This is a genomic window from Bacteroides helcogenes P 36-108 (assembly GCF_000186225.1).
GTDB classification, from domain to species: domain Bacteria; phylum Bacteroidota; class Bacteroidia; order Bacteroidales; family Bacteroidaceae; genus Bacteroides; species Bacteroides helcogenes.
The window spans coordinates 371717-396383 of the sequence record NC_014933.1 but is presented as its reverse complement, the minus strand read 5'-3'; the positions used below and the strand labels follow the sequence as shown (position 1 = coordinate 396383).

21 protein-coding genes and 2 tRNA genes are annotated in these 24667 nt (G+C 49.7%); 7 read left to right on the top strand and 16 right to left on the bottom strand.

The window, feature by feature from the left end:
• Window positions 1-20: 20 nt before the first annotated feature.
• The 8 genes from BACHE_RS01490 to BACHE_RS01455 form a co-directional block, all read right to left on the bottom strand.
• A complete protein-coding gene (locus tag BACHE_RS01490; RefSeq protein WP_041579553.1) occupies window positions 21-2375 on the bottom strand; it encodes a TonB-dependent receptor in 2355 nt (784 codons plus the stop codon).
• 300 nt (window positions 2376-2675) lie between these two features.
• Window positions 2676-3800, bottom strand: a complete 1125-nt coding sequence (locus BACHE_RS01485) for an aspartate aminotransferase family protein (protein WP_013545930.1) — start codon at window positions 3798-3800, stop codon at window positions 2676-2678.
• 6 nt (window positions 3801-3806) lie between these two features.
• The gene (argC, locus tag BACHE_RS01480) at window positions 3807-4775 is read right to left on the bottom strand and encodes an N-acetyl-gamma-glutamyl-phosphate reductase (protein ID WP_013545929.1); all 969 of its coding nucleotides are present in this window, start codon (window positions 4773-4775) and stop codon (window positions 3807-3809) included.
• A 7-nt stretch (window positions 4776-4782) separates the two neighbouring features.
• Window positions 4783-4977 (bottom strand): PspC domain-containing protein, encoded by a 195-nt coding sequence (locus BACHE_RS01475; protein ID WP_013545928.1) that lies wholly within the window; start codon window positions 4975-4977, stop codon window positions 4783-4785.
• Between the two features lie 20 nt (window positions 4978-4997).
• Entirely contained in the window at window positions 4998-6206 is a 1209-nt protein-coding gene (locus BACHE_RS01470; protein WP_013545927.1) for an argininosuccinate synthase, read from the bottom strand.
• 12 nt (window positions 6207-6218) lie between these two features.
• Window positions 6219-6776: a GNAT family N-acetyltransferase gene (locus BACHE_RS01465; RefSeq protein ID WP_013545926.1), complete on the bottom strand. Its 558-nt coding sequence runs from the start codon at window positions 6774-6776 to the stop codon at window positions 6219-6221.
• 39 nt (window positions 6777-6815) lie between these two features.
• Window positions 6816-7289, bottom strand: coding sequence for an arginine repressor (gene argR / locus BACHE_RS01460; protein ID WP_013545925.1), 474 nt, complete (start codon window positions 7287-7289; stop codon window positions 6816-6818).
• A 95-nt stretch (window positions 7290-7384) separates the two neighbouring features.
• Window positions 7385-7783, bottom strand: a complete 399-nt coding sequence (locus BACHE_RS01455; RefSeq protein ID WP_245530908.1) for an HU family DNA-binding protein — start codon at window positions 7781-7783, stop codon at window positions 7385-7387.
• Window positions 7784-8184: 401 nt separating this feature from the next.
• Between BACHE_RS01455 and BACHE_RS01450 the strand changes: the two genes are divergently transcribed.
• The 7 genes from BACHE_RS01450 to BACHE_RS17690 all read left to right on the top strand — a co-directional run bounded on the left by BACHE_RS01450 (window position 8185) and on the right by BACHE_RS17690 (window position 19817).
• On the top strand, window positions 8185-8787 hold the full coding sequence (locus tag BACHE_RS01450; RefSeq protein WP_013545923.1) for an RNA polymerase sigma-70 factor: 603 nt from the start codon (window positions 8185-8187) through the stop codon (window positions 8785-8787).
• Window positions 8788-9116: 329 nt separating this feature from the next.
• On the top strand, window positions 9117-10091 hold the full coding sequence (locus BACHE_RS01445; RefSeq protein WP_013545922.1) for a FecR family protein: 975 nt from the start codon (window positions 9117-9119) through the stop codon (window positions 10089-10091).
• 177 nt (window positions 10092-10268) lie between these two features.
• A complete protein-coding gene (locus tag BACHE_RS01440) occupies window positions 10269-13721 on the top strand; it encodes a TonB-dependent receptor (RefSeq protein ID WP_013545921.1) in 3453 nt (1150 codons plus the stop codon).
• A 28-nt stretch (window positions 13722-13749) separates the two neighbouring features.
• A complete protein-coding gene (locus BACHE_RS01435) occupies window positions 13750-15633 on the top strand; it encodes a RagB/SusD family nutrient uptake outer membrane protein (RefSeq protein ID WP_013545920.1) in 1884 nt (627 codons plus the stop codon).
• A 25-nt stretch (window positions 15634-15658) separates the two neighbouring features.
• Window positions 15659-16573, top strand: a complete 915-nt coding sequence (locus BACHE_RS01430; protein ID WP_013545919.1) for a DUF4959 domain-containing protein — start codon at window positions 15659-15661, stop codon at window positions 16571-16573.
• Window positions 16574-16865: 292 nt separating this feature from the next.
• Entirely contained in the window at window positions 16866-19628 is a 2763-nt protein-coding gene (locus BACHE_RS01425; protein ID WP_013545918.1) for a M60 family metallopeptidase, read from the top strand.
• Between the two features lie 18 nt (window positions 19629-19646).
• Complete coding sequence (locus BACHE_RS17690; RefSeq protein ID WP_245530907.1) at window positions 19647-19817, top strand: hypothetical protein; 171 nt, start codon at window positions 19647-19649, stop codon at window positions 19815-19817.
• A 78-nt stretch (window positions 19818-19895) separates the two neighbouring features.
• Here BACHE_RS17690 and BACHE_RS01420 read toward each other — a convergent pair.
• The 8 genes from BACHE_RS01420 to BACHE_RS01390 form a co-directional block, all read right to left on the bottom strand.
• Window positions 19896-19968 (bottom strand) — tRNA-Pro (locus BACHE_RS01420).
• A 15-nt stretch (window positions 19969-19983) separates the two neighbouring features.
• A tRNA-Phe gene (locus BACHE_RS01415) sits at window positions 19984-20056 on the bottom strand.
• Between the two features lie 137 nt (window positions 20057-20193).
• Entirely contained in the window at window positions 20194-21195 is a 1002-nt protein-coding gene (locus tag BACHE_RS01410; RefSeq protein WP_013545917.1) for a malate dehydrogenase, read from the bottom strand.
• 237 nt (window positions 21196-21432) lie between these two features.
• Window positions 21433-21555, bottom strand: coding sequence for a hypothetical protein (locus BACHE_RS17905; protein WP_280956417.1), 123 nt, complete (start codon window positions 21553-21555; stop codon window positions 21433-21435).
• Window positions 21556-21610: 55 nt separating this feature from the next.
• Window positions 21611-22120: a DUF4870 domain-containing protein gene (locus tag BACHE_RS01405; RefSeq protein ID WP_013545916.1), complete on the bottom strand. Its 510-nt coding sequence runs from the start codon at window positions 22118-22120 to the stop codon at window positions 21611-21613.
• A gap of 32 nt (window positions 22121-22152) precedes the next feature.
• Entirely contained in the window at window positions 22153-22626 is a 474-nt protein-coding gene (locus BACHE_RS01400) for a zinc-ribbon domain-containing protein (RefSeq protein WP_013545915.1), read from the bottom strand.
• A 35-nt stretch (window positions 22627-22661) separates the two neighbouring features.
• Window positions 22662-23675, bottom strand: a complete 1014-nt coding sequence (locus BACHE_RS01395) for a hypothetical protein (protein ID WP_013545914.1) — start codon at window positions 23673-23675, stop codon at window positions 22662-22664.
• Window positions 23676-23695: 20 nt separating this feature from the next.
• Entirely contained in the window at window positions 23696-24661 is a 966-nt protein-coding gene (locus BACHE_RS01390; protein WP_013545913.1) for an HlyD family secretion protein, read from the bottom strand.
• Window positions 24662-24667 lie beyond the last annotated feature (6 nt).

Below are 24667 nucleotides of genomic sequence, written 5' to 3'. Positions count from 1 at the left end.
AAAAGTACTACATTTATCTCTTAAAACTCTATTTTATAGTAGATATTCGGCAGGGCGGTCATTTGTTTGTTCTCGTCTATCTTTCCGGTCTTCAGGTTGTAGGAGTGCCCGTAGTGCTCTTGGTAGCCGGTCAGGTTCACCAATTTGATGGCAAACTCATGCGTACATTTCTTCTTGTTTATTTTGTAGCTGGCGGAGAAGTTTGCCAATAGCATCGCTCCATATTGCTGGCTGTAGGCTCGTGTCTCGTCATATTGCACTTCCTTGTCGGGATGGGCTAAGGTGGCATCCGCATCTATCGGTGAGTAACGGTCGCCTCCCTGCAGGGTGATTTTAGCGTTCAGGCTCAATACGTTCTGCTTGCCCGGTCCTGTCATCCATTCTTTTCCGCCTAACAGGTTGAGAATATAGTGGCGGTTGAATTTGGTGTTGTGCCACACTTGGTCTCCTCCGCAGTAGCGGGAGTCGAAGAAAGAGCCGGTGAACAGATAGTAGTATCCCCGGTCGAGGTATCTCTCCAGAGTGATATCTACCCCCATATTCCGCCCTTTTCCTTTGTTCACCAGGGCATCTTCGATGTAGAAATCGGTGCGGTTCAGTACGGAGTAAGAGTCGTTGGGCCTTACCGGAACGTTGAACAGCCTTTGGAAGTAGGGCTCTATCTTCAGCGTCATGTTGTCTGAGATTTTATAGTCGAAGGTCAGCATGAGGTGGTGCGCTTTGGTGAAGTCCAGTTCCTTGTTCACCGGGCTTTCTCCGGTTTGGGGCGTGCGGGTGTAGTACACGTCCATCTTTTCCATCCGGCTATACAGACCGTAGGCCATGGCAAAGGATGTCTTGGCAGATGTCCGCCACTTCAGACCCATGCGCGGTTCCAGTGTCCGGTGCTTGTCCAGCATCAGCATTTGCGCGTTCAGTCCCAAGTTCATGGTCACGCTGCCTATGGTGATGGAATTGCTGGTATAGGCAGCGAGTAGGCTGGTGTTGCCACTGCCCAGTGAAATGAGGTTCATGGGTTGGGCTATGTAGGGTGCGATACTCATCTGCGTGTTGTAGAACATTTCGGTGAAAGTAAACCCGGTCTTGCTGATGAAGCGTGCATTGAACTTATGGTTGTAGGCCGAAGTGACTATCAGGTTGGTGTTCTCCCTTTCCATGTCCAGGTTGGGGGAGGCTTTCAGATGGGTATCGAATGTTTCGGCAAAGGCGGTGCTTCTGAAATAAGTGGCAGCCAGCGTAGTCTTCAAGAATCCTTTTTCATTGATGGGGTAGCGGTGGCTGAGGCCTCCGGATGCCATGTATTGCTTCATCTTGGACTGTGAGCTGTCATCCGTATATTCCCATTTGTCCACATCGTTTTCTTTGTCACTTCCGTATTTGTCTATCAAGCTGGAGCCCCAGATGGAGAAAGAACCTGCTTTGCGGGTAGGGAAGTTCAGCTTGAAATTCAAGTCCTGATAGTCGAAAGCTCCTCCCAAGTCCACTATGCCGGTGTTGGTCAGCAGTCCGGTGGCCGAGTAGCGATAGTTCACGATGTACGATGCCCGGTGCTTCTTGCTCAATGGCCCTTCCGAAGCGAAGTCTATGCCCAATACGCCTATCTGGAATGTATTTTCCATCTTGCGGCTGTTGCCGTTTCGCAGTTGCATGTCGAAGACACCGGATACGGCATTGCTGTATTCTGCCGGAAATGCCCCGGTGAAGAAGTCGGAATTGCCCAATACATGATTGCTGAGCGAGGAGAGTATGCCGCCTCCTAAGGTGGCGATGTCTGCATAATGGTTGGGGTTGGGAATCTCCACGTCTTCCAGCCTCCATTGCAGCAGGTGTGGTGCATTGCCGTGAATGGAGATGCCATTGTGCGATACGCCGGACGATATTCCGGCAAAGGAACTTGCCAGACGTGCGGGGTCGTCCAATCCTCCGGCATAGCGGGATGCCTCTTCTACGCTGAACATACGTGCCCCGGTCAGTGCCATCTTGTTGAGCGCCTGCTCTTTGTTGACTTGCGGGCGCACTACGATTTCCTTCAGTTCTTGAGTGTTTTCATTCATGGTGATGGATAGAAACACTTCTTTGGCGGAAGAAACCAATACTTCGCGCACCAAGCTGGATTCATAGCCTATGAAAGAGGCTTTCACCGTGTGGCGTCCCAAGGGAATGCTTTTCAACAGGAAGTTGCCCACGCTGTCCGTAACGGTTCCCTTATCGGGCATGTCCGTCAGTTGGATGGTGGCGTAGGCAATGGAGATGCCCGACGCTTGGTCGGTTACAGTGCCTCTGATACTTTGGCTGAGTTGCTGGGCGAGGGAGGGAAAACTGAAGAATATCATTAATAGATATATTCCGATTCTTTTGGTGATAGAGCGCTTCATATCGTGTTTGGTACGTCTTCTTGTCTTGTTCATATTTTCTTTTGGCTTTTTAATGACAGACAAAAGTAGATATTGCCGGCAGACGTTGAGGACTTTGTATATCAAAGCGGGTGGTTTGTATATCAAACGCTGTTTTTGGGGGCTGTAACAAGAGAAAGTAGGGGGAAAAGGAGTTGTATCAATTATAGACAAGCAGCCCCGCCACGGAGATTCTCATCTCCCGGCAGGGCTTCACTTTCTTTTGCTGATTATTGATTGATGCGCCTTGCCGACAAGTGCTGCAAGGCGTGTGGGGGCGGCTTACGCCAATACCTTCTTGAACCGTTCGAGGAACAGGTCGGCTTCCTCCATGCTGAGGCAGAGAGGGGGCAACAGTCGGAGTACGTTTGTACCACTGACGCCTGTAAATACGTGTTGTTCCTTCAATAGCTTCAAGCGAAGTTCCTTGATGGGTTCTTCAAACTCCAAACCTATCATCAGTCCCATGCCGCGCACGTCCTTGATTTGCGGGAACTTCTTCAGTTCCGCTAACAGATAGGCGCCTACTTTCCCGGCATTTTTCACTAAGTTGTCCTGTTCCATCACGTCCAGAACAGCAAGTGCTGCACTGCAAGCCAAGTGGTTGCCGCCGAAAGTCGTACCTAATTGTCCGTACACCGGCGTGAACATCGGGCTGATGAGTACGCCTGCCATCGGGAAACCGTTACCGATGCCTTTGGCTACGGTGATGAGGTCGGCCTTGATGCCATAGTGCTGGTGGGCGAAAAACTTGCCACTACGTCCGTAGCCGCTTTGTATCTCGTCCAATATCAATACCGTGTTGTGGTCCGTGCAGGCTTGGCGCAGGGCGTGCATGAATTCTGCGGTAGGCAGTTGTATGCCGCCTACGCCTTGTATGCCCTCTATGATTACGGCGCAGACATCACCCTTTGCCAATTCAGTCTTCATGGCTTCGGTATCGTTCCACGGCAGGTAAGTGACGTGTCCGCAGTCGTTGATGGGAGCGATGATTTTGGGGTTGTTCGTCACTTCCACCGCCAACGATGTACGTCCGTGGAAAGCTTTGGAGAAAGACACCACACGGGTGCGTCCGTTGTAGAACGAGGCAAGCTTCAAAGCGTTTTCGTTTGCCTCGGCGCCACTGTTGATGAGGAACAGGGAATAGTCCTCATAACCGCTGATTTTGCCCAGTCGCTCTGCCACCTGCTGTTGCAGCTTGTTGATGACGGAGTTGGAATAGAATCCTAATGTGCCCACTTGTTGGCTTATCATCTCCACATAGTGCGGATGTGCATGTCCGATGGAGATGACAGCATGACCGCCGTAGAGGTCGAGGTACTCCGTACCTTGTTCGTCCCATACACGGCAGCCTTTCCCTTTGACGATGTTGATGTCAAAAAGGGGATATACGTCGAATAGTTTCATTCTTCATTAAAAAGCGGAAGGTTTCAGCTTGAGGCCTACTGTCTCTTCCAAGTTAAACATTAAATTCATGTTGTGAACCGCCTGGCCACTGGCTCCCTTCAGCAAGTTGTCTATGCAGGAGATGACGAGCAGCTTGTCGCCATGCTTCTCCAGATGGATGAGGCATTTGTTGGTGTTCACCACTTGCTTCAGGTCGATGTTCTTCTCCACGATATGCGTGAAAGAGTCCTTTGCGTAATATTCCTCGTAGATGCGGGTAATCTCTTCGAGAGAAACTTTGGTCTTTACTACGATGGTGGCGAAGATGCCGCGCGGAAAGTCCCCACGATAAGGGATAAAGTCTATCTCCGAGTCGAAGCTGTTCTGCAACTGCTTGAGTGATTGCTTGATTTCGGGCACGTGCTGGTGCTCGAAGGCCTTATATACGCTCATGTTGTTGTTGCGCCAACTGAAATGGCTTGTCGCACCCGGCTTCACGCCTGCGCCGGTACTGCCCGTGATGGCGTTCACCATTACGTATTCGTTCAGCATCAGGTGCTTGGCAAGCGGCAGTAGCCCCAATTGGATGCAGGTGGCAAAACAGCCCGGATTGGCTACGTGTTTCGCGGTGCAGGTGGCGCGGCGGTTCAGTTCCGGCAGTCCGTAGATGAAGTCGTGGTCGGGTGAGGCTATGCGGTAGTCCATAGAAAGGTCGATGATTTTCAGCTCCTCGGGCACGTTGTGGCTTTCGAGGAACTTCTTCGTGTCGCCGTGTGCGGTGCAGAAGAAGAGCACGTCAATCTCGTCCAACGGCAGTTCGTCGGTGAATACTAAATCTGTCTCGCCGTACAGTCCTTCGTGTACGTCGGTGATTTTGTTGCCGGCGTTGCTTGAGCTGTTGATGAATACGATTTCCGCTTCCGGGTGGTTCAGCAACAGACGTATCAGTTCACCTGCCGTATATCCGGCTCCGCCGATGATTCCTACTTTTATCATGTCGTTCTTATCTTTTTTCCGGGACAATAAGCCACATTATTAAATATACCGGTACTCCTGCAAATGCAGTGAATAGCGTGAGTAGTGCATAGCCGATACGCACCATTGAGGAGTCAAGTCCGAAGTATTCTGCCAGTCCGCCGCAAATGCCGACTAACATTTTGTCGCTGCGTGAGCGTGTGAGTTTTTTGTTATTGTCCATGATATTCGTTTCCTTGTTAATTAAATTTTTTCGTCCTTGTGGTTGGAGTAATATGCCCGCAGAGCCGTGGAGGTCACTTTGATAAAACCTTTGGCGTCTTCGGCAGTCCAGCCTTTCTGCCTTTCGCCATATTCGCCGAATTTATTCTTCACAAGGTCGTCTTTGCTTTCCACACCTACGGTAGAGAAACACAGTGGGTGAAGTTCCAGGATAGCCGTGCCATTCACATTGCGCTGCGAAGATTCCAGCATGGCTTCGATGTCACGCATTACCGGTTCCAGGTATTGGCTTTCGTGCAAGAACATGCCGTACCAGTTTGCCACTTGGTCTTTCCAGTACTGCTGCCATTTGCTTAAAGTGTATTTTTCGAGGAACTTGTGCGCTCCGATAATCAGCATGGGTGCGGCAGCTTCAAAACCTACACGGCCTTTGATGCCGATAATCGTGTCGCCTACGTGCATGTCGCGTCCGATGCCGTATGCTGCACCAATCTCTTCCACCTTCTGTATGGCCTTGATAGGGTCATCAAATTTCTCGTCGTTCACGGCTTTCAGTTCACCTTTCTCAAAAGTAAGACGCAACTGTTCGCTGCCTTCTTTGGTGCAGTGCTTCAGGTAGGCCGTTTCGGGCAATCCCTGTGCAGAGTCCAGAATCTCACCGCCACAGATGGAAGTGCCCCACAGACCTACATTATAGGAGTATTTCAATTTGGCGAAGTCGGCGGCAAAGCCATGTTTATTCAAGTAGTCTATCTCCTCTTGGCGGCTCAGCGCCATGTCGCGTGTCAGGGTGATGATTTCCACTCCCGGAGCCATTACCAGGAAAGTCATGTCGAAACGGATTTGGTCGTTGCCTGCACCGGTAGAACCGTGGGCGATGGCATCCGCACCTATTTCATTGGCATAGCGGGCAATGGCAAGCGCCTGGAAGATGCGTTCGGAGCTTACGGAAATGGGATAAGTGCCGTTGCGTAGTACATTGCCGAATACCATATATTTCAGGCTCTTCTCATAATATTCCTGTGTTACATCAATAGTGACATATTCTTTAGCACCTAATTTGTAAGCGTTTTCTTCATTGGTTTTCAGTTGTTCGGGACTGAAACCTCCGGTGTTGGCACAAGCCGCATATACTTCGTATCCTTTTTCTTTGGCAAGATACATCACCGTGAACGAGGTGTCCAGACCGCCGCTGAATGCGACTACCACTTTTTTCTTCTTTGCTTCCATATCCTTGTATTTTTAAATTTTATCTTCTTCGTGCAGTTTCGGGTCGTAAAGCATCGCCGTGCAGATGCAGAACTTGCGCTTTTTGGTTACCAATATATCATGGTTGATGCAACCGGCGCAACCTTTCCAAAATGCTTCGTCATCGGTCAGTTCGTTGAAGGTGACGGGTACGTATCCCAGTTCGGTATTCATCTTCATTACGGCAGCTCCACTGGTCAGACTGAATATCTTGGCGTTGGGCCATCGCAAGCGTGCCAATCGGAAAGATGCTGTCTTGATTCGTTTGGCTAATCCCAGTCCCCGGTAGTCGGGGTGAACTATCAGTCCCGATGTAGCCACATATTGCTTATTGCCCCAGCTTTCTATATAAGTGAAGCCTGCAAAATCATCTCCGCAAAGGGCGATAATTGCCTTTCCTTCTCTCATTTTAGTAGCTACGTATTCGTGTGTGCGTTCTGCGATGCCTGTTCCGCGTACCTTTGCAGCCTCCCGGATGGTATCCAAAATTTTATCCACGTAAACTTCATGTGAGGCGTCGGCCACCATCACATCAATTTGTTTAGAATTCATTTTTTCTTAATTAAAATCTTTACTATCGTTTGAGTTTACTTACTTTACATTCGGAATGATTTGTGACAGAAATGCACGAACCTCCTCATGGGATGCTGCTTCATGTACCACCAACATGATGGTGTCGTCTCCGGCAATGGTTCCTAAGATGGCGGGGCATTCGCGGTTGTCTATGTCGTAAGCCATACTGCTGGCATAGCCGGGACGGGTGCGGATAACAGCGATATTACCTGAGAATTGAAGTGAAATAAACCCGCTGGTCATCAGCATTTCGCTTGCACTTTGGTCGTTGGAACGTTTGTACATGATGTTGTTGGGCAATACATATACATATTTACCGTTCATATTGGCTGCTTTGGCAACTTTCAGTTGCTTCAGATCGCGTGATAAGGTGGCTTGCGTCAGTTCAAAGCCTTCTTTTCCCAAAGCCGACAGCAATTCTTCCTGAGAGCTGATGTCCTTGCTTGAAATAATCATCTTGATGGCATCTAACCGATTGGCTTTTTTCTTCATATTTCCGTATAATTATTCTAAGAATGGCGCAAAATTACAGAATATTTTGGATATAATATACAAAAAGGAAGAAAAATGTAGTATTTTTATTCTGATTATGGACGAGGTGGTGAAGATAAGTACGACAACGCCGATTCAATTGTCACACGGGTTACTCCGGAGGTCTTCATCATATTCTTTAACCGCATTCCGGGAACGAAGATCAGTTTTTGCCGATAAACTACATCTGCTGTCACAGCCTTTGCCGTGTCTTGGCTTCTACTGTTCAGGCCCGGACGAATGCTGCCGAAATCGCCCAGTCTAATAGTTGTACCAATGCTTGCATAGGTGCAGAGTACGTCAATCATGCCGTCGAGGACAGCTTTCACAATGCCTCTGGGCACAAAATCCTGACTGGTGACTTGGTCGCATAATTTATCGAAATCAATGTCGGCTACTGAAACTGAAGTGGCTATATTTATATTGGGAAATGAAGATATAAATTTATTTCCCATTTCTTTTGTCACAACCGCCATTACCGCATAATCATATAATCTGCCAACTTAATGTTTATTTTTTATTGTAATGTCCTTTTGCAGAGACTACTGTTATAAAGATATATGTATATATTATATATACATATTCATTTAATGATAAGGGAAAAAGCACTTTATGTCACTGCTGCCGCTACTGTCACTGCAATACACGTTTTTCTGCGTTCATGGGTGCAAAAGTAGTGAAAGGACAAATTAATCACTATATTTGTTCCCTTAAAATAGCAAACCGTAAGCATAACCGGAAGGGTTGACCGCTGTTCTCTTTTTGTTTTTTCAAACAGATTCGGGTGCAAAAGAAGATTTTTTGCTAATTTTGCTATTGTTGTTTATTTCATTGAGTAAATCTTTTTAATTCTACAATGGATAGAGCATGTTTTGAACGCATATATACCGATTACTATAAAGTTTTACGCTTCTTTGCCATGCGCGTCGTCGGCGACATGCCGCATGCCGAGGACATTGTTCAAGAAGTTTTTACCCACTGTTGGGAAAACCGGGAACAGATAGACGCCTCCATTCCTATAAAATCCTACCTGTACACGTTGACCTATCGTCGCGCCCTTGACCTGCTGAAATCGTCCCAATATGCCCGAAAAGATTTGTCGGAGGATGTCTCTTACCTGGACAACCTGCTTTTCACCACGTTCACCGCAGACGAGCAGTTGAGCACGGACGAGATAAAGAAAGAGATAATACTTTGCGTGGAGCTCCTGCCCGATAGGTGCAAGGAGGTATTCATGATGAGTCGTTTTCAAAACCTTAAGAACCGCGAGATAGCCGAAAAGCTAAACATTACGGTGAAAGCGGTGGAGAAGCACATTTCGAAGGCGCTTAAGGATATTCGTGCCCATCTTTTGCGGAACGGATATATGCCTGTGGCTGCTTTCATCCTTTCACTACCCTCTATTATTACCCCCCCCCCATATTTAATTATATTTAACAAATTCCGAATCGGAAAGTGACTAATTCCTGCACCGCCTCATTGGTTTTCCTCTCCGGTTCAGAACTTTCTTCAATCCTAAACGCTACACTTACCGCTTGATTGCCGTTGCAAGCATTGTTTCTACAGGCATCAAGGCATGTGCTCCCTTCCTGCAACGATTCGCTCTGTCCGGTGACACACGCACGGCCTCCTCTCCCTGTAAATCGGGAAAGCATGTTTTGTATCTGCAATGTCCGTTTATGAGTATTACAGATTTCCGGCAGGTGCACCAAAAATAATTCGCAAACTGAGGTAGGGTATATCCTTTGTGAATCGTGATAATGGAAATCAGTTAAAAAAATAGGTATTATGCAACAGAATATGACAGACTGCGATGTACTCATCCTTAATTTTCTGGAAGGTAACATCGAGCCGGAAGAAGAAGAGAGGCTTACACAATGGGTAAGGGCATCGAAAGAGAACGAAGACTACTTTGTGCAGATGGCGAAAGTGTGGGAAGAATCGACCATCGAACTTCAAGACAAAGCGGCGACCCGGAAAGCTGCGAATATGTTCTTTGCACGAATGGAGGCAAAGAAACGCCGCAAGCTGTATCGGTGGATGGCAAGTTCGGCAGCGGCAGTGCTCCTTCTGCTGCTGGGATTGCAGATGTGGGACGTTGAACTTGCGTTCGGTGAGCGGATGCTGACCGTTGTCACTTGCGACAGTAAAAAAGAGGTCATCCTCCCGGACAGCTCCATAGTCTGGCTCAATGCCCGAAGCGAGCTGACGTATCCGAAGAAGTTCGGCCGCAAACGGCGCAACGTGGCTTTGAAAGGCGAAGCTTTCTTTGACGTAAGGAAAGACAAGAAGAGACCCTTCTCGGTGAATACGTCGACGATGACCGTAAGAGTGTTCGGAACCACTTTCGTAGTCACCGACAGGAAAGAACTGCCACATGCTGAGGCCGTATTGGAGACGGGCAAGATTGACGTGACGGTGAAAGAGACGGGACGGAAACTGGAAATGCAGCCCGACCACCAGCTTATCTACAATAAAAAAGAGAAATCCACGGAAGTGAGAATGGTAAATGCCTCGGCCTACACTAACTGGCGAAAAGAACATCTCCTGTTTGAGAATACGCCGCTAAAAGACGTGTTTATTCAGTTAGGCAAGTGGTATAACATAAGCATTTCGTGCAAGACGTGCTGCCCGCAACTGCTGAATACCCCGGTATCTTTCACACTCGACAATGAAACCGTGGACGACATCCTGAGCATCTTGCAGAGCATCACGCCCCTGACATGGAAAAGAACCGGAACCAACGAAATAACAATCGAATAATAACCCCCTTAAAACCTGAATGCCTATGAAAACATAAAACGAAGAATATATAAAAAAATAAGGAGCGGATGCCTTCACCTATCCGCCCCTCGTTCTAACTATTTCTTCCACTCTTGCCGAAAACCGAGAGAGCGCAAGAGGAGGAAGCTAATTACTCAACAAAAATAAATAAATAGTATGAATTACACAGGAAAACAGAACGACTTTTCATTCTGTTGCAAAAAAATAACGTTTTGTACACAATTGTGCATCCTGATTATAGGCCTGTTTGCCTCCACTTTCTGCATGGCGGCCGTGGCCAAAGACAACCGGATAACCCTAAAACTGAATAATGTAACTGTCGTAGAAGCCGTAAGGGCAGTCGAAAAACAATCTACCTACAAATTTGTGTATAACAATGCCGATGTGGACGTTTCGCGCAAAATTAGCGTAAACATAGAGAAAGCAACCGTGGAAACGGCGGCTAAAACCATTTTTGCAGGCTACAATGTGAATATCAAAGGAAAAAACGTAATCATCACCTCTTCGAAGAAAGCCGGAACAAATGCCAAGCAGCAATCTTCGCGCCGCAGCAAGGTGATAGGCGCAGTGGTAGATGCCGTGACGGGCGACCCGCTGACCGGCGCCTCCGTGCTCGTGAAGAACGCCACTCCTCCCTACGGCGTCACGGCCGATGTGGACGGAAAATTCGAGCTTTCGGTATCGCCCGACGATGTGCTGGTGATCAGCTTCATCGGCTACCTATCCAAAGAAGTAAAAATAGGCAACCAGAAGGTACTCAGCGTCTCCCTGTCGGAAGACGCGACCACGCTGGGAGAAGTGGTGGTGACGGCCTTCAATATGGGGCAGAAAAAAGCCACCATGACGGGCTCGATACAGACACTGCGCCCCAGTGACTTGAAAGTACCGGCAACGAACCTCTCCACCGCCTTTGCCGGACGTCTTTCGGGTGTCATCGCCTATCAGCGTAGCGGTGAACCGGGAGGAAACGGCGCCGACTTTTTTGTGCGTGGCGTTTCCACCATGAGCGGCGCAACCAACCCGCTCATCATCCTCGACGGGGTGGAGGTGAGCAAAGCTGACCTCGACGCACTGGACCCGGAAGTAATCGAAGGCTTTTCGGTATTGAAAGACGCCACCGCTTCGGCTATGTATGGTACGCGCGGAGCCAACGGAGTGCTCATCATCAAGACCAAAAGCGGTGCCGACCTCGACAAACCGGTGATAAGCGTGCGTGTGGAAGGCTATGTGAACAAGCCCATCAACGTGCCGCAAGTGGTAACTCCCGTCACGTTTATGCGCATGTTCAACGAAGCGGTCACCAACCAAGGAACCGATGCGTTGCTCTATTCCGAAGACAAAATTAACGGAACGATGCAAGGGCTCGACCCTTATCTCTATCCGAACGTAGACTGGTATAACGAGCTGTTCAACCGCTCCACGTTCAACCAGAAGGCCAATTTTAACATCCGCGGGGGTACGAGCAAAATCACCTACTTCATGAACGTCAACGCCGTGCACGAAACCGGTATGCTGAAAGGACGCAGCAAAGACTTCTTCTCGTTTGACAACAACATCAGCTACATGAAGTACGCATTCCAGAACAACATTGACTTCAACCTCTCCAAGACCGCCAAGATAGGGCTTAACCTCAATGTGCAGCTCAACAACTTGCATGGCCCCATTACGGCCAGCGACGGCGGTGGTGGAGTGGGCAACATCTTCAACGCTATCATGCAGAACAACGCCGTCGATTTCCCCATCCTTTATCCGCAAGGCGGCGACCCGTGGTATCATTGGGGAGGCACAAGGATAGGCTCCACCCCGATAGAAAATCCCATGGTGGTGGCCACAGCGGGCTATAAGGACATGTTCGAGAGCACCGTTGTGTCCATCCTCAACTACGAACAGAAGCTCGACTTCATCACCAAGGGGCTGGGATTTAAAGTGCTCTTCTCGTTCAAGAATTGGAACCGGACAACGAACTACCGCTTTCAGGGTGGCAACAGATACGTTCTTGAAGGAGTAGAGACCGATGCCGAAGGAAACACAGTATACATTCAGACCCCCTTGGACGGAAACCCCTCCAAACCGAGCCTGAATGCCGGTTCGAGCGTGGCCGGAGACCGTAGCTACTATTTCCAGAGCTACTTAGACTACAACCGTTCGTTCGGCAATCACAACGTGTCGGCCATGCTGCTCTACAACATGAGCGAGTACAACAACAACGTGATAGGCAACAATAACCTGATAGGCTCGCTCCCTAAACGCAAGCTCGGCTTTGCGGGACGTATCACTTATGATTACGCCAACAGATATCTGTTCGAGGTAAATGCCGGATACAACGGTTCGGAAAACTTTGCAAAGGGACACCGTTTCGGATTCTTCCCTTCCGTGTCGGCGGGGTGGAACGTCAGTGAAGAGAAATTCTGGACCCCCCTCAAATCCATCGTGTCCAATTTCAAAATCCGCACTTCCTACGGATTAGTAGGAAACGACCAGATCGGCGGTGAGCGCTTCATCTACATGGGCATCGTTTCATTGAACAATACACCGGGCTACATCACCGGCTACGACGACGCCCGGACGGGAGAACGCAAAGGTCCCAGCTACTCGCGCCTGCAAAACGATAACATCACTTGGGAGATAGGGCGGAAATACAACGTCGGGGTGGACTTGCAGTTTTTCAACTCGCTGAACCTCACCATCGACGCCTTCAAGGAAATACGTAGCGACATCTTCCAGCAAAAGCAATCCATCCCGAACTCGTTCGGCACAGCCGACACGAAAATCTTCGGAAACTACGCCAAAGTGAAGAATTGGGGTATAGATGCTTCCGTGGACTACGGGAAGCAAATCACCAAAGACTTCTCCTTACAGTTCAGAGGTACGTTTACCTTTGCCCGCAACCGGGTGCTCGAATACGATGAGGCTCCCATTTTGCGTCCCGCCCTACGCCAAGTGGGCCGCCGGCTGAACACTTACATGGGATACGTGGCCGACGGACTTTACATCGACGAGGCGGATATAGCCAACAACCCCACTTCCACGCTGGGCAACATCACCATCGCTCCGGGCGATATAAAGTATGTGGACCAGCCCGATGCCGACGGCAAGTATGACGGGAAGATTACCTCCGACGACCGGATTGAAATAGGACACCCCCATGTTCCGGAAATCGTATATGGTTTCGGCCCATCCATGAGGTATAAAAATATAGACCTCTCGTTCTTCTTCCAAGGTCAGGCCAACGTGTCGCTCATGATGAGCGGTTTCTACCCGTTCGGCACACAGGAAAGACGCAACGTGCTGCAATGGATAGCCGACGACTATTGGAGCAAGGACAACCAGAACAACCGTGCCCGCTATCCGCGCCTGACGCATCATTACAACCAGAACAACCAGCAAGGATCCACGTATTGGTTGCGCAACGCTGCGTTCCTGAAGCTGAAAAATCTCGAAGTGGGCTATACGTATAAGGGCATGCGCTTTTACGCAAGCGTAACCAATTTGTTCACGCTCTCCGGTTTCAAGCTCTGGGATCCCGAACTGGGAGGAGGAAGCGGAATGAAGTATCCGTTGCAACGCACGTTCAACGTGGGTGTGCAAGTCCGGTTCAATGATAAATAAGTTTTGCATCTTTTAAAAATAGACATATATGAAATTATTATTCAAAATATTTGCCCTGACACTGGCCATGCTATGCAGTGTATCTTGCGATTTTCTGGACGTAGTGCCCGATGAGCGGACTACGGACACCGACACGTACACAGGACGCAACAACGGTATCGATTATCTGTATTCCTGCTATGCCTACCTGCCCAATCCGGCCAACACACCCGGAGGGTTAGACCTGCTCACGGGCGACGAGGTGATAACCGCTTTCGAGCACGAAACGTTCGCCGCTTTCCCCAAGGGAAATTATTCGGCCTCCTCGCCGGTTATTTCATACTGGAACACTTTTTTTCAAGGAATACGCCAGTGCTACATGTTCATGGAAAGAATAGACAAGTTTCCCGACACCACGGATGCCGAAAAGAACGATTATCGGGCACAGGCCAAATTCCTCATCGCCTATTATCACTTTCTGCTTTCGCGCGCCTACGGCCCCATTCTGCTGATTAAGGAAACACCGTCGACAGACATTCTTGCCTCTGAATATCCCACCCGTGTGCCTTACGACGAGTGTGTGGCTTGGATTTGCGACCTGCTTGACGAAGCTGCCAAAGACCTGCCTGCCAAGCGGGACATAAAGAGCCAATACGGATTGGCCACCAGCATCATGGCTAAATCGGTAAAGGCCAAAATGCTGCTCTATGCCGCTTCGCCCTTGTTCAACGGAGGCATTGTCGATTTCAAGGATAAAGAAGGTGTAGCACTGATGCCCGCTACATACGATGCCCAGAAGTGGACGAAAGCAAGGGAGGCTCTGATGGAGGCCATCAAACTGGCCGAGAGCAATGGACATGCCCTTTACGTCAACGACGCCTATCGGGGCGAAGATGGTTCGGCAAACAAATTTCCGGACAAAGGCATCGTACGCCGCATGCGTACCCTGACCCTTGATTGGAAAGGATCGGAAAATCCTGAAGTGCTGTTTGCTGACACGCGAGGAGAAGGTTACTATGATATACAACTGAAATGTTCGCCTAAAACGTCCGCGGACCAAGGCGCCAACGGCGTGTCGCTCACTTGGATCATGTTGAACCGTTTCTATACGAAGAACGGGTTGCCGTGGGATGAAGATCCTGAATTCAAGTCGAACGACAAGCTGGCGGTTGTCAGCATAGACGCCGATCATGCCGCCTACGGCAAGGAGGGAGAGAAGACCATTGCCTTCAACCTCAACCGCGAACCTCGCTTCTATGCTTGGGTGGGCTTCCAAGGCGGATACTATGAAGTGATGAACGGCGACGACAACGCATACCCCATTCCTTCCTACATGAGCGAACGGGGACGCGTGCTCCTGAACTTCCTGAAGAATGGCAATCAGGGACGCAAGAATCGCACCAACAACTATTCGCCCGGCGGATACCTTAATAAGAAAGGTACAGATCCTAACATGGTTATGAAAAAAGGAGGCCCCAACCGCACAGTATATCCGTGGCCTGTCATCCGTTTGGCCGACCTCTATCTGGGCTATGCCGAAGCATGCGTGGAGACGGGCGAACTGGATGCCGCCAAGACTTACCTGAACAAGGTGCGCACACGTGCGGGCATTCCCACCGTGGAGAAAGCATGGGCGGGTGTGGCCGAACTCAATAAGGACAAACTGCGCCAAATCGTGCGTCAGGAACGCCAGATAGAGCTTTATCTCGAAAATCAAAACTTCTGGGACATGCGTCGCTGGATGATTGCCCAAGAAACTTTCAGCAAGAAAGCTCAGGGACTCAACATCGAGGGAAATACCATCGACGACTTTGCAAAACTCAGGGAAATCCCTTTCGAGCGCAAATTCGAAGCGCCGAAGAACTATCTGTTGCCCATACCGAGCGATGACGTCAACAGGAATCCCAAACTTGTGAACAATCCCGGTTATTAACGCTTAAATCCATTTTATATAAGATATGAAACTTTTATTTTTGTATGCCTTTGCAGGAGCCATTGAGCTGCTTGCACTTACGAGTTGCCAGAAAGAAGATATGGGCCCACAGCCTGTGGCAATCGAAGCTTCTTCCCTGACTGCCGAGTCGCAGGAGGGGGCCGTCAAAATAAGCTGGAAGATTCCGGAAGCGGCCAATTACGAATACATCCGGGTCACTTATACGCATCCCGGCACGGGCAAGAAGCATATTCGTCTGGCCAGCGTGTATGCCGACCACATTGTCATCGACGGATTGCTGAAACGCTACGGACCTATCGAGTTCAAGCTGATGCCCGTAACCGCCAAGGGACGCGAAGGAGAAGTGCGCACCATAACTGCCGAGTCGCTCGCTCTGCCCAAGAAAACCAAAGTGATTTCCGACTCCAAGGAACAGATGAAGATAGACCCCACCCGGATATGGGCGAGCAACCCGCAGCAGGACAACGAAGGATTGGTGGCCAGCTTGGTAGACGATAACTACAACACGATTCTGCACTTCAGTTGGAGCAATCCCAAGCCTTTTCCGCACTACATCGTGATGGAGATGCCCGTAAAAACCAATACGTTGAGCTTCTTCCTCAAAAACCGTACGAATGCCAACAACAACAATCGCCCGAAAAGAATGAATCTGTGGGTGAGCGAAACTTTCGACGGAGCCACTTACAATCCGGCAGACTTCAATGCGCATAAGGTGGCGAAGTTCGAGGGAATGCCCGAAGGAAGCGGTAGTGAAGTGGAGTCTCCGGGCTACATTCTTCCGTCCGCAATGCAGTATGTATGGTTCGAAGTGCTTGAGCCTCACGGTGGCGAGTTGTGGTTTTCTCTGGCCGAAATCAAGCTGTACAAGTATAAACTCGAAATGTTCGACCCCGAGACGGGAGAAACAACCGTATTGTAACGCCTGACAAAATTCTTGAGGGTGTGCCGGAGTGAAACTCGCACAAGAAAGGCATAAAAGCGTTCTTGGCGCACCCTCTCGACTTTGACGGGCTTTTATTTTACAACCGCCGCAATTCCACTGACCTGACATCTTTTTTTTCTCTATCATTCGAAGCCTTCATTGTCGCCATGAACCTGCCCAAGTTCTCCAAAAAAATAACTTTGACGGAAAATCGACGGCTCGACGGCTAAAAAATATATTTTTGCAGAATCATATCAAAAAAAGTAAAACCTATCAAGAACGAATCTACATGAAACCAAGCATTCTATTTTCGTGCCTCTTATCCGCTTTCCTGGCGTTTGCGTGCAGCGACAAGCAGGAAGACGAGATACCGTCTCTTACCGTCGAGCCGAAAACGGTGAACTTTGCTGAGACGGCTTCCTCATTCGAGGTTCAGATAAAGACGAACGACGGCCATTGGACAGCCGACGTCCAAGGCGACGCCGGAGCATGGCTCCATACGCAACGGCGAGGCTCCATACTGAGGATCAACGTGTCCGCAAACGAGGGAGACGAGAAACGGCACGGAGAAATCAAGGTGACGGTCGGCCGTCTTTCCGAAATCATCGTTGTGGAACAACTGGGCATGGCTCCCGCCCTGCTGCTCTCTTCCGGGATGTTCACCGTCGCAGCCGGCGGCGGAGAGATAAACCTGGAAGTGACGGCTAACGTGGAATACGACATCAGCATCCCGGCGGATGTAGCCTGGATTAAGCCCATGGCCGATACGCGCACCGCAGGAATGGTGAAGAAGGCGCATCGCTTCAGCGTGTCGTTCAATGTCACGGAAGCGGCGCGTACCACCGAGCTGGTTGTAAAGCAGAAGGACGGAACACTGGAAAAGCGAATCCCGGTGACGCAGAAAGCGCAAACGGGCTATGCGGGCGAGAGCAACGGCGACATCAAGGATGACGTGAAAGTGCCCGTGAGCCATGCTAAGGCAAGCTCTTTCCAGCCGCAAGGCGGGGAAATCGAAAAATCGTTCGACGGCGATTACAACACCCTGTACCACTCGTCGTGGAGCAATCAGGGAGACCATTATTTTCCCATTACGCTGGAGTATTTCTTCGAGAATCAGGAAAGCATCGACTACCTGATTTACTATCCCCGCGCCACGGGCTACAATGGTCATTTCAAAGAAGTGGAGATTTGGGCGTCCACGCAAGCCGCTCCCAATTATGCGAAAGTGAAAGACTATGATTTCAAAGGCTCTTCGGTGGCGGCGAAAGTCATCCTGGACAAGCCTCTGATAAAGCCGTTGTCCGTGAAGTTTGTCGTGAAATCGGGTCACGGAGACGGGCAGGGGTTTGCCTCGTGCGCCGAGATGGAGTTCTATCGCCACAACCTCGACAACTTTGACCCGCTTACGCTGTTTACCGACCTCACCTGTTCGGAACTGAAGCCCGGCGTCTCGCTCGAAGAGATTGAGAAAGTGCCGAACAACCTCTATCGCAACATTGCCTACTATCTACACAAAGGAAGCTATCCGCACGAGTTTCGCATCCAGAACTACCGTGCTTGGCCGCATCCCGATGACTGGGCGGGCACGAACAAGACCTCCACGTTGAGCCTGCTCGACAATCCTACCGGCATCAGTGTCGATGAGAACGACGAGCTTATCGTCTTCGTAGGCTCCACCGGAGGATATGAACTCGGCTTGAAAGTACAGAATCTGAACAAACCCGGAGGTGACGGTTATGGGAATGCGTCGTACTATTCGCTTTCGGAGGGAGTGAACAAACTGAAAATGAGGAACAGAGGGCTGATATATGTATTCTATCATACCCCCGATTATCAGTCGGCGCCTCAGGTCAAGATTCACTTTGCCACCGGAAAGGTGAACGGATATTTCGACTCGCAGAAGCATCAGGCGTCCGATTGGCAGAAGTACCTCCATGCAGCCGTCGATGAATATTTCGACGTGTTGGGCAAGCACGCTCACCTCACATTCTCCACCGCACACTTCAAGACCTATGCGGCCAACAATGGCAAGCAACTGATTGATGCTTACGATGAGCTGGTGCGTCTGGAGAAAGAGTTCATGGGACTGATGAAGTACAATCGTCCCACCGTGAACCGCGCCTATTTCCATGCCATGTATCACTCTTATTTCTACTCCACCTCCTATCGCACGGCCTACAATGTGACGGGCGAAAACGAACGTCGGACGTTGCTGGACGTGAATGAACTGAAAAAATCACCGTGGGGGCCGGCACACGAGCAAGGGCACTCGTTTCAAACCCGTCCCGGATTTAAATGGCACGGCATGACCGAGGTGACGAATAACGTCCACTCCCTCTACGTGCAAACCGAATGGGGAAACGCCTCGCGCATTGAGTCGGAAGCGATGGGGCGTTTCAACAACCGCTACGAGAAGGCTTACTACAACTCGTTCGTGAAGCATGTGCCCCATCCCGGCGAGGAAGATGTCTTTTGCAAGCTGGTTTCGTTGTGGCAGTTGCAGCTCTACTTCTCTAATGCGCGCGGCAAGACGGACTTCTACAAAGATTTGTATGAAAAGATACGCACCTCGCCTGACCAGCCGGATCCCGGAGCCCAGCAACTGGAATTCGTGAAGATGGTGTGCGACATTGCGCAGGCCGACTTGACCGATTTCTTCCGGAAGTGGGGCTACCTGTCGCCCTTCGACGGCGAGATAGACGACTACGGGAAAAGACGCTTCCTGCTTGAGCAGAACAGGATAGACAAAGCCGTGGCCGAGATAAAAGCTAAAAACTATCCGTCAACCGGCGAAAAGATAGAGTATATCTGTGATTCTAACTGGAAGGTATTCAAGGATCGCTTGCCCGTGCATCAAGGAACTGCCGTGAAGAGCGGTAAAACCATTACCATGACAGGCTGGCAAAACGTGGCTGCCTACGAAGTGTATGATGGCGATACGTCGGTATTCGTGTCCAACAGACCTTCTTTCAGTCTGGATACAGAGGTCGGCTCCGGCATCAAGGTGATGGCCGTGGCCTACGATGGAAGTAAGACGGAAGTGAAATTCTGACGACTATTCTTTAGGTCTGTGGCAAAGTTAGAGTGGCTTTTCCACCTGTGGTTGGGCAGCAAGTTCCGCCATCGTTTTGTGACGATGGGGCTGGAACGGAAGGCATCCCCTTATGCTTCGCGCTCCAAACTGACGGAGGAGCAACGGATTATTCATAAATACGGATCGGGTAAGGTGGGGTTTATCTGAAACAATAAAACCTTGCAACACGGACGGAGTAAAATAAAAAACAAAAAGGTCTGACTTTCAAAAAGTCAGACCTTTTTGTCGGAATGAGGCGACTCGAACGCCCGACCCCTACGTCCCGAACGTAGTGCGCTACCAACTGCGCTACATTCCGATACCTTTCGGAAAGTGGTGTCACCAGGAATCGAACCGGGGACACAAGGATTTTCAGTCCTTTGCTCTACCAACTGAGCTATGACACCTTTTTTGTTTGCGGGTGCAAAGATAAAGAGATTTTTTTATACTACAAGGCTTTTGAGGAAAAATATCTAAAAAAGGTGTCACTCTCCGGAAAAAGGGACACCTTCTTTAAAAGAGGATAGATTAGCTTGTTTCAGAATCAGTCGATATTCGGGTTGATGCTATGCCAATCTTTGATTGGGGGCAATACGCCCATACTGATTACTTCATCACGCAGTTTGCAGAGGTGTGTGTAACTTTCTTGCAGTTTAGCTTCTTCTTCGGGAGTGCCGTTCAATTCTTTATAGTGTACACCCTCTTTGGTGATTTCGGTTTCCATAGCCATCATAATGTGGTTGAATCCGTGGCTGTGCACGTATGTACCGGCAGGCCAGCGGAAAGATTTTCCTCCCATGGCGGCTGCAATCATTTCGATGGATACATAAGACGGGCTTTGGAAAGATGAACGTCCGCGTAAGGCGATGATGTTGGCTCCTCCTTTGGTTACTTTTTCCTGTATCTCTGCCCATTGCTCTTTGGTCAGGTCGGGAGTGCCGATGATTTCCGATAACGGTTTGCCATCTACTTTAGCGGTAGATGCATATACTGCCATCTGTTCTCCGTGTCCGCCATAAGTGCGGCAGTTTTCTATCTTATCCGGGGCTATGCCGAAATGTTTGGAGAGTTCGCTGCGCAAGCGGGTGCTGTCGAGAGCTGCCAATGTCGTCACTTGAGAAGGCTTTAAACCTGAATATAATAAGGTGATCAGGCCGGTGATGTCTGCAGGATTGAAGATGACGACCACGTGCTTCACGTCCGGACAATAGGTCTTTACGTTTTTGCCAAATTCTTCGGCAATAGCAGCATTACCTTTCAGTAGGTCTTCGCGGGTCATGCCAGCCTTGCGAGCTGCGCCACCTGAAGATACTACATACTTGGCATTGGTCAGCGCTTCTTTGATGTCTGATGTAAACGTCAGGTTCAGTCCTTCAAATCCACAGTGAAACAACTCCTCCGCCACACCTTCCAGCCCGGGGGCATATGGGTCATACAAACAGATGTTAGGGGTGAGATGCATCATGATTGCCGTTTGCGCCATGTTGGAGCCGATCATACCGGCAGCGCCTACAATTGTCAATTTCTCATTTGTTAGAAAATCCATAATCTTTTATATTTAAAGGTGAATAATATCTTGCTCCATTGATAATCATGTCACAAAGATAATCTCTTTTAAGTGGAGTTGTTTATAGAAAAAAGTTATCTTTTAGAGCAAAAAGTTATTTCTTCCTCTTGAATAGGCATTTAGTTGCCAATTATTATATCGTATTACTTATATATCTGCATAGGCATAATACACGATAGCTAACTGATTCGGGCACTGCGCGCCCGGCTACACACTTCAATGCACGGTTCCAATCATCCCTTTTTCTCTCATAATGCGGTTTTTGGCATCTGTCAGGCTTTCGGCATATTTGCTGTCGTGCACGTAAGGCCCCAGCAGATAACCGTAGCGATGCTGCATTCCGTTGCAGAACGGAGGTTTTGCTCTTGGAAGTTTGATTATGACACCTCACCGCCTATTTCAACAATTTATATTTGCCAATCAATGGCAACTCTTTCGCCCGTCCGTTTACGGCATTGATGATGCCGATAACGCATAATACTGCGAATACAACGCCTACCAGCCCGATGATGCTTACCAAGAAGTAAAGCCTCCACGAGATAGCAAGAATAATACTGCTCAAAATGCTGTATGCCACACCGTAGAGGATACAGGCGATGCAGAGTATCAACCCCTGATTGGCGTGATAGCGGGCGAATGGCGAATCTTTGGCGGCAAGAATCGGTATGAGTACCAGTATGCCGAGGTAGGCCAGTACCCCCATCGCCTTGTTCTTCTCCACGTCTGCGGGGTCGAACTGCGTTGTGGTGTCCGCCGTGTTCATCGTTTCGGAAAATTTGGTTTCCGTACTCTGTTGTTGCTGCCGGTTCTCTTGGGCTGCGGATGCCCCGGCAGGTGTACCGCACGAAGGACAGAATTTAGTCCCGTCGGTAATTTCAGTTCCGCATTTGCTGCAATAAGCCATAGTTTTGTTTATTAAATTGTTTATATTTCCATTTATTCACCCGCTGTTTCCATAGCCCGGTCGAGAAGTGAATCTTTGATACCGTCCAGTCCGCCCAGACTGCCGAGGAACAATCCGGCGACGAGCGTGAGAAGCACAGTCAGCACGATGCCTATCAGCATCAGCACGAGCATCGCTCTTGCCAGGTTGGTCTGGTTCACCTTGCGGCAACCACCGCACGCCCAGACAATCAGCAGAATCAGGTTCACTATCGGAATCAGCATCAACAGGAAGATACCGATAAATCCTCCGGTTGACATGGGAGCATAACGGCTGCCCGCAGGCGGAGGTGTCACAACACCCTGCACGGTCGCTGCCGCAGGCGCCGCTTGCCGCTGTTCTACTTTTATCTCTTGTTGCGGTGGCGACACCTCGGTCGCCCCGGCTGACGGTACGGGTGTTCCGCATCCGGTACAGAAACGTACCCCGTCCGACAGCTTCATTCCGCAGTTTATGCAATAACTCATTTTGATTCAGGGATGTTTTTCATACGCTTTGTTTTTTATTCGGCCCCCACCGCTTTCCGCGCTTTCTCCATGAATTCGCCGAAGCATTTGGAATTGGGACGCTCTTCCGTCACTCTCTTGAAATGTGCCCACACCATCATGGCAGCACTGCCCTGCGCCTGCTGCTTGATGCCCATGCGTGCCATTGGGTCTTTGATGGTGGAAAGGCGTAGTTTGGCGATGGTGAGCCGCGCGTCGTCGGCTTCCTCGGCGTAGGAAAGCAGGCTTTGCAGGCTTTCGCGCGCCGCACCCACATAATGCAGTTGCCATTGCTGGTCTCCGGCTCTCCCTCCTGGCGCATAGGTGTCCTCGGCGAGTCTTGCCTGATTCTTGCCATGAACGTCTTTCTCTATATGCTGCCATTTATTCCAGTATTCCACCATTTTGTCATAAAGCCCTTTCGCGTTGTTGTCATAGGTTTCTTGCTGCTCCTTCCGCAGTCCCTCGATTCTCTTCATCACCTGTTGGAAACGTTCGTCGTAGGCGGCTATCTTGGCTTCCAACGCGGGTATTTGCGCCTCGGCATCTTGGCGTTTCGTTGTCTCCGCCTGCTCTTTCGGGTCGTAGTGCATACCGTATTTCGAGGGGTCGAGGGGCTGAATACCCAGTTCCTTGCAGCGTTTGGTGATGAAGGCTTCCGACTGTTTGTCGCTCATGCGTTGCAGGTTGGCAAATTCCTTATCCGTCAGTTTGTAGTGCGTCTTCATGTCCTGCATCATGCGCTGGATATTCGCCATCTGTTTCTCCGGGTCTATCTGGACGTTTTCCTGACGTTCGCGTTGCGCTTCCTGCTCTTGCTTCTCCATTTCTTTGAAATCAATTTCCTTGACTTCGAAGGCTTGCTGCTGTTCCATCCATTTGCCCACGGCGATGTCTAACTGCTTGTTTTTCTCCACGTCGGCGGGCATCTTGCAATTCGCCATTGCCGCACGGGGCGACATCGGGGCTTGCGCCACGGCGGTTATTGCCGCAAGGCATAATAATGTTGTTAATATGCTTATCTTTTTCATACTTTTTATTTTTAAGTTTATCAGAATAATTGAATCGGCGTCCAACCTTTTTCCTTCATGATGCGGTCTTTTGCTTTATACATTTCCTCTGCATTGGGGCCGCTGTGAATGAAAGGTTCAAGCACGTTTCCGTCGTAGTCGATAATGCCGAACTTTCCTTGTGTCTTCTCCGCTTTCAGCAGGCAGCAATCCCTAAAAAAGGAGAGCCACAGGTAGTCGCCCGACAACAGCACGCGCCCCTTGTTGTCTATCATGCAAGCGCTTCTATACTCGTCCTTTCCGTTCCAGATATGCGCTATCGCCTTGTCGTCGATACTGAAACACATAGAGGCGTTGTCACGGTTCCAAGTTATCCCCGCTACGCCCGAGTTGAAATTCGAGTATCGGTCGGGTTCAACCATGATTTCGCCTAAACTATTGATAAATCCTCTGTATCGGGGTATGGGACCTCCATTAAGCGAACCCACATCGACCCGCCGCACGCCCTTCACCTCGGGGCACACATGGCGGTAGAACCGTTTACCCACGCAGTATTGGCGTATCCGCTCCTTCAGGGCGGCGGGGTCGGAAATGCCTTTGCCGGAGGCTTGTTGCCCGACCGTTTCGTCAGCTTTCGCCATGTCGGCTTTCGCTTTGTTGAATTGGGCAATCGCCTTTTGATAGTCGGCTTCGGATATCGCGCCCATTTTCCGGACTTCTTCGAGTTTCTGCAACGAGGCATCGAGATTGCTGCTGTTGTTCTTGTGCATGTCTTGCGCTTCGGTTGCCAAAGTCTTGTTGGCGTGCTGCCGAAGTTGCATCAACAGGCTTACAAATTCCTCGTCGTTGGCGGTTTCTTCGGTTACCACGCCTTCCCGTTCGTAGTTTCCCTTTTCCGACAATGTTGAGACATCAACCACCCGAAGTTGTGCATGCACCGCTGCTGTCGGTACTCCGAAAAGTGCCGACAACAATAGCGTTTTCAATAGTATAGTGCAACGATACATGGCGGC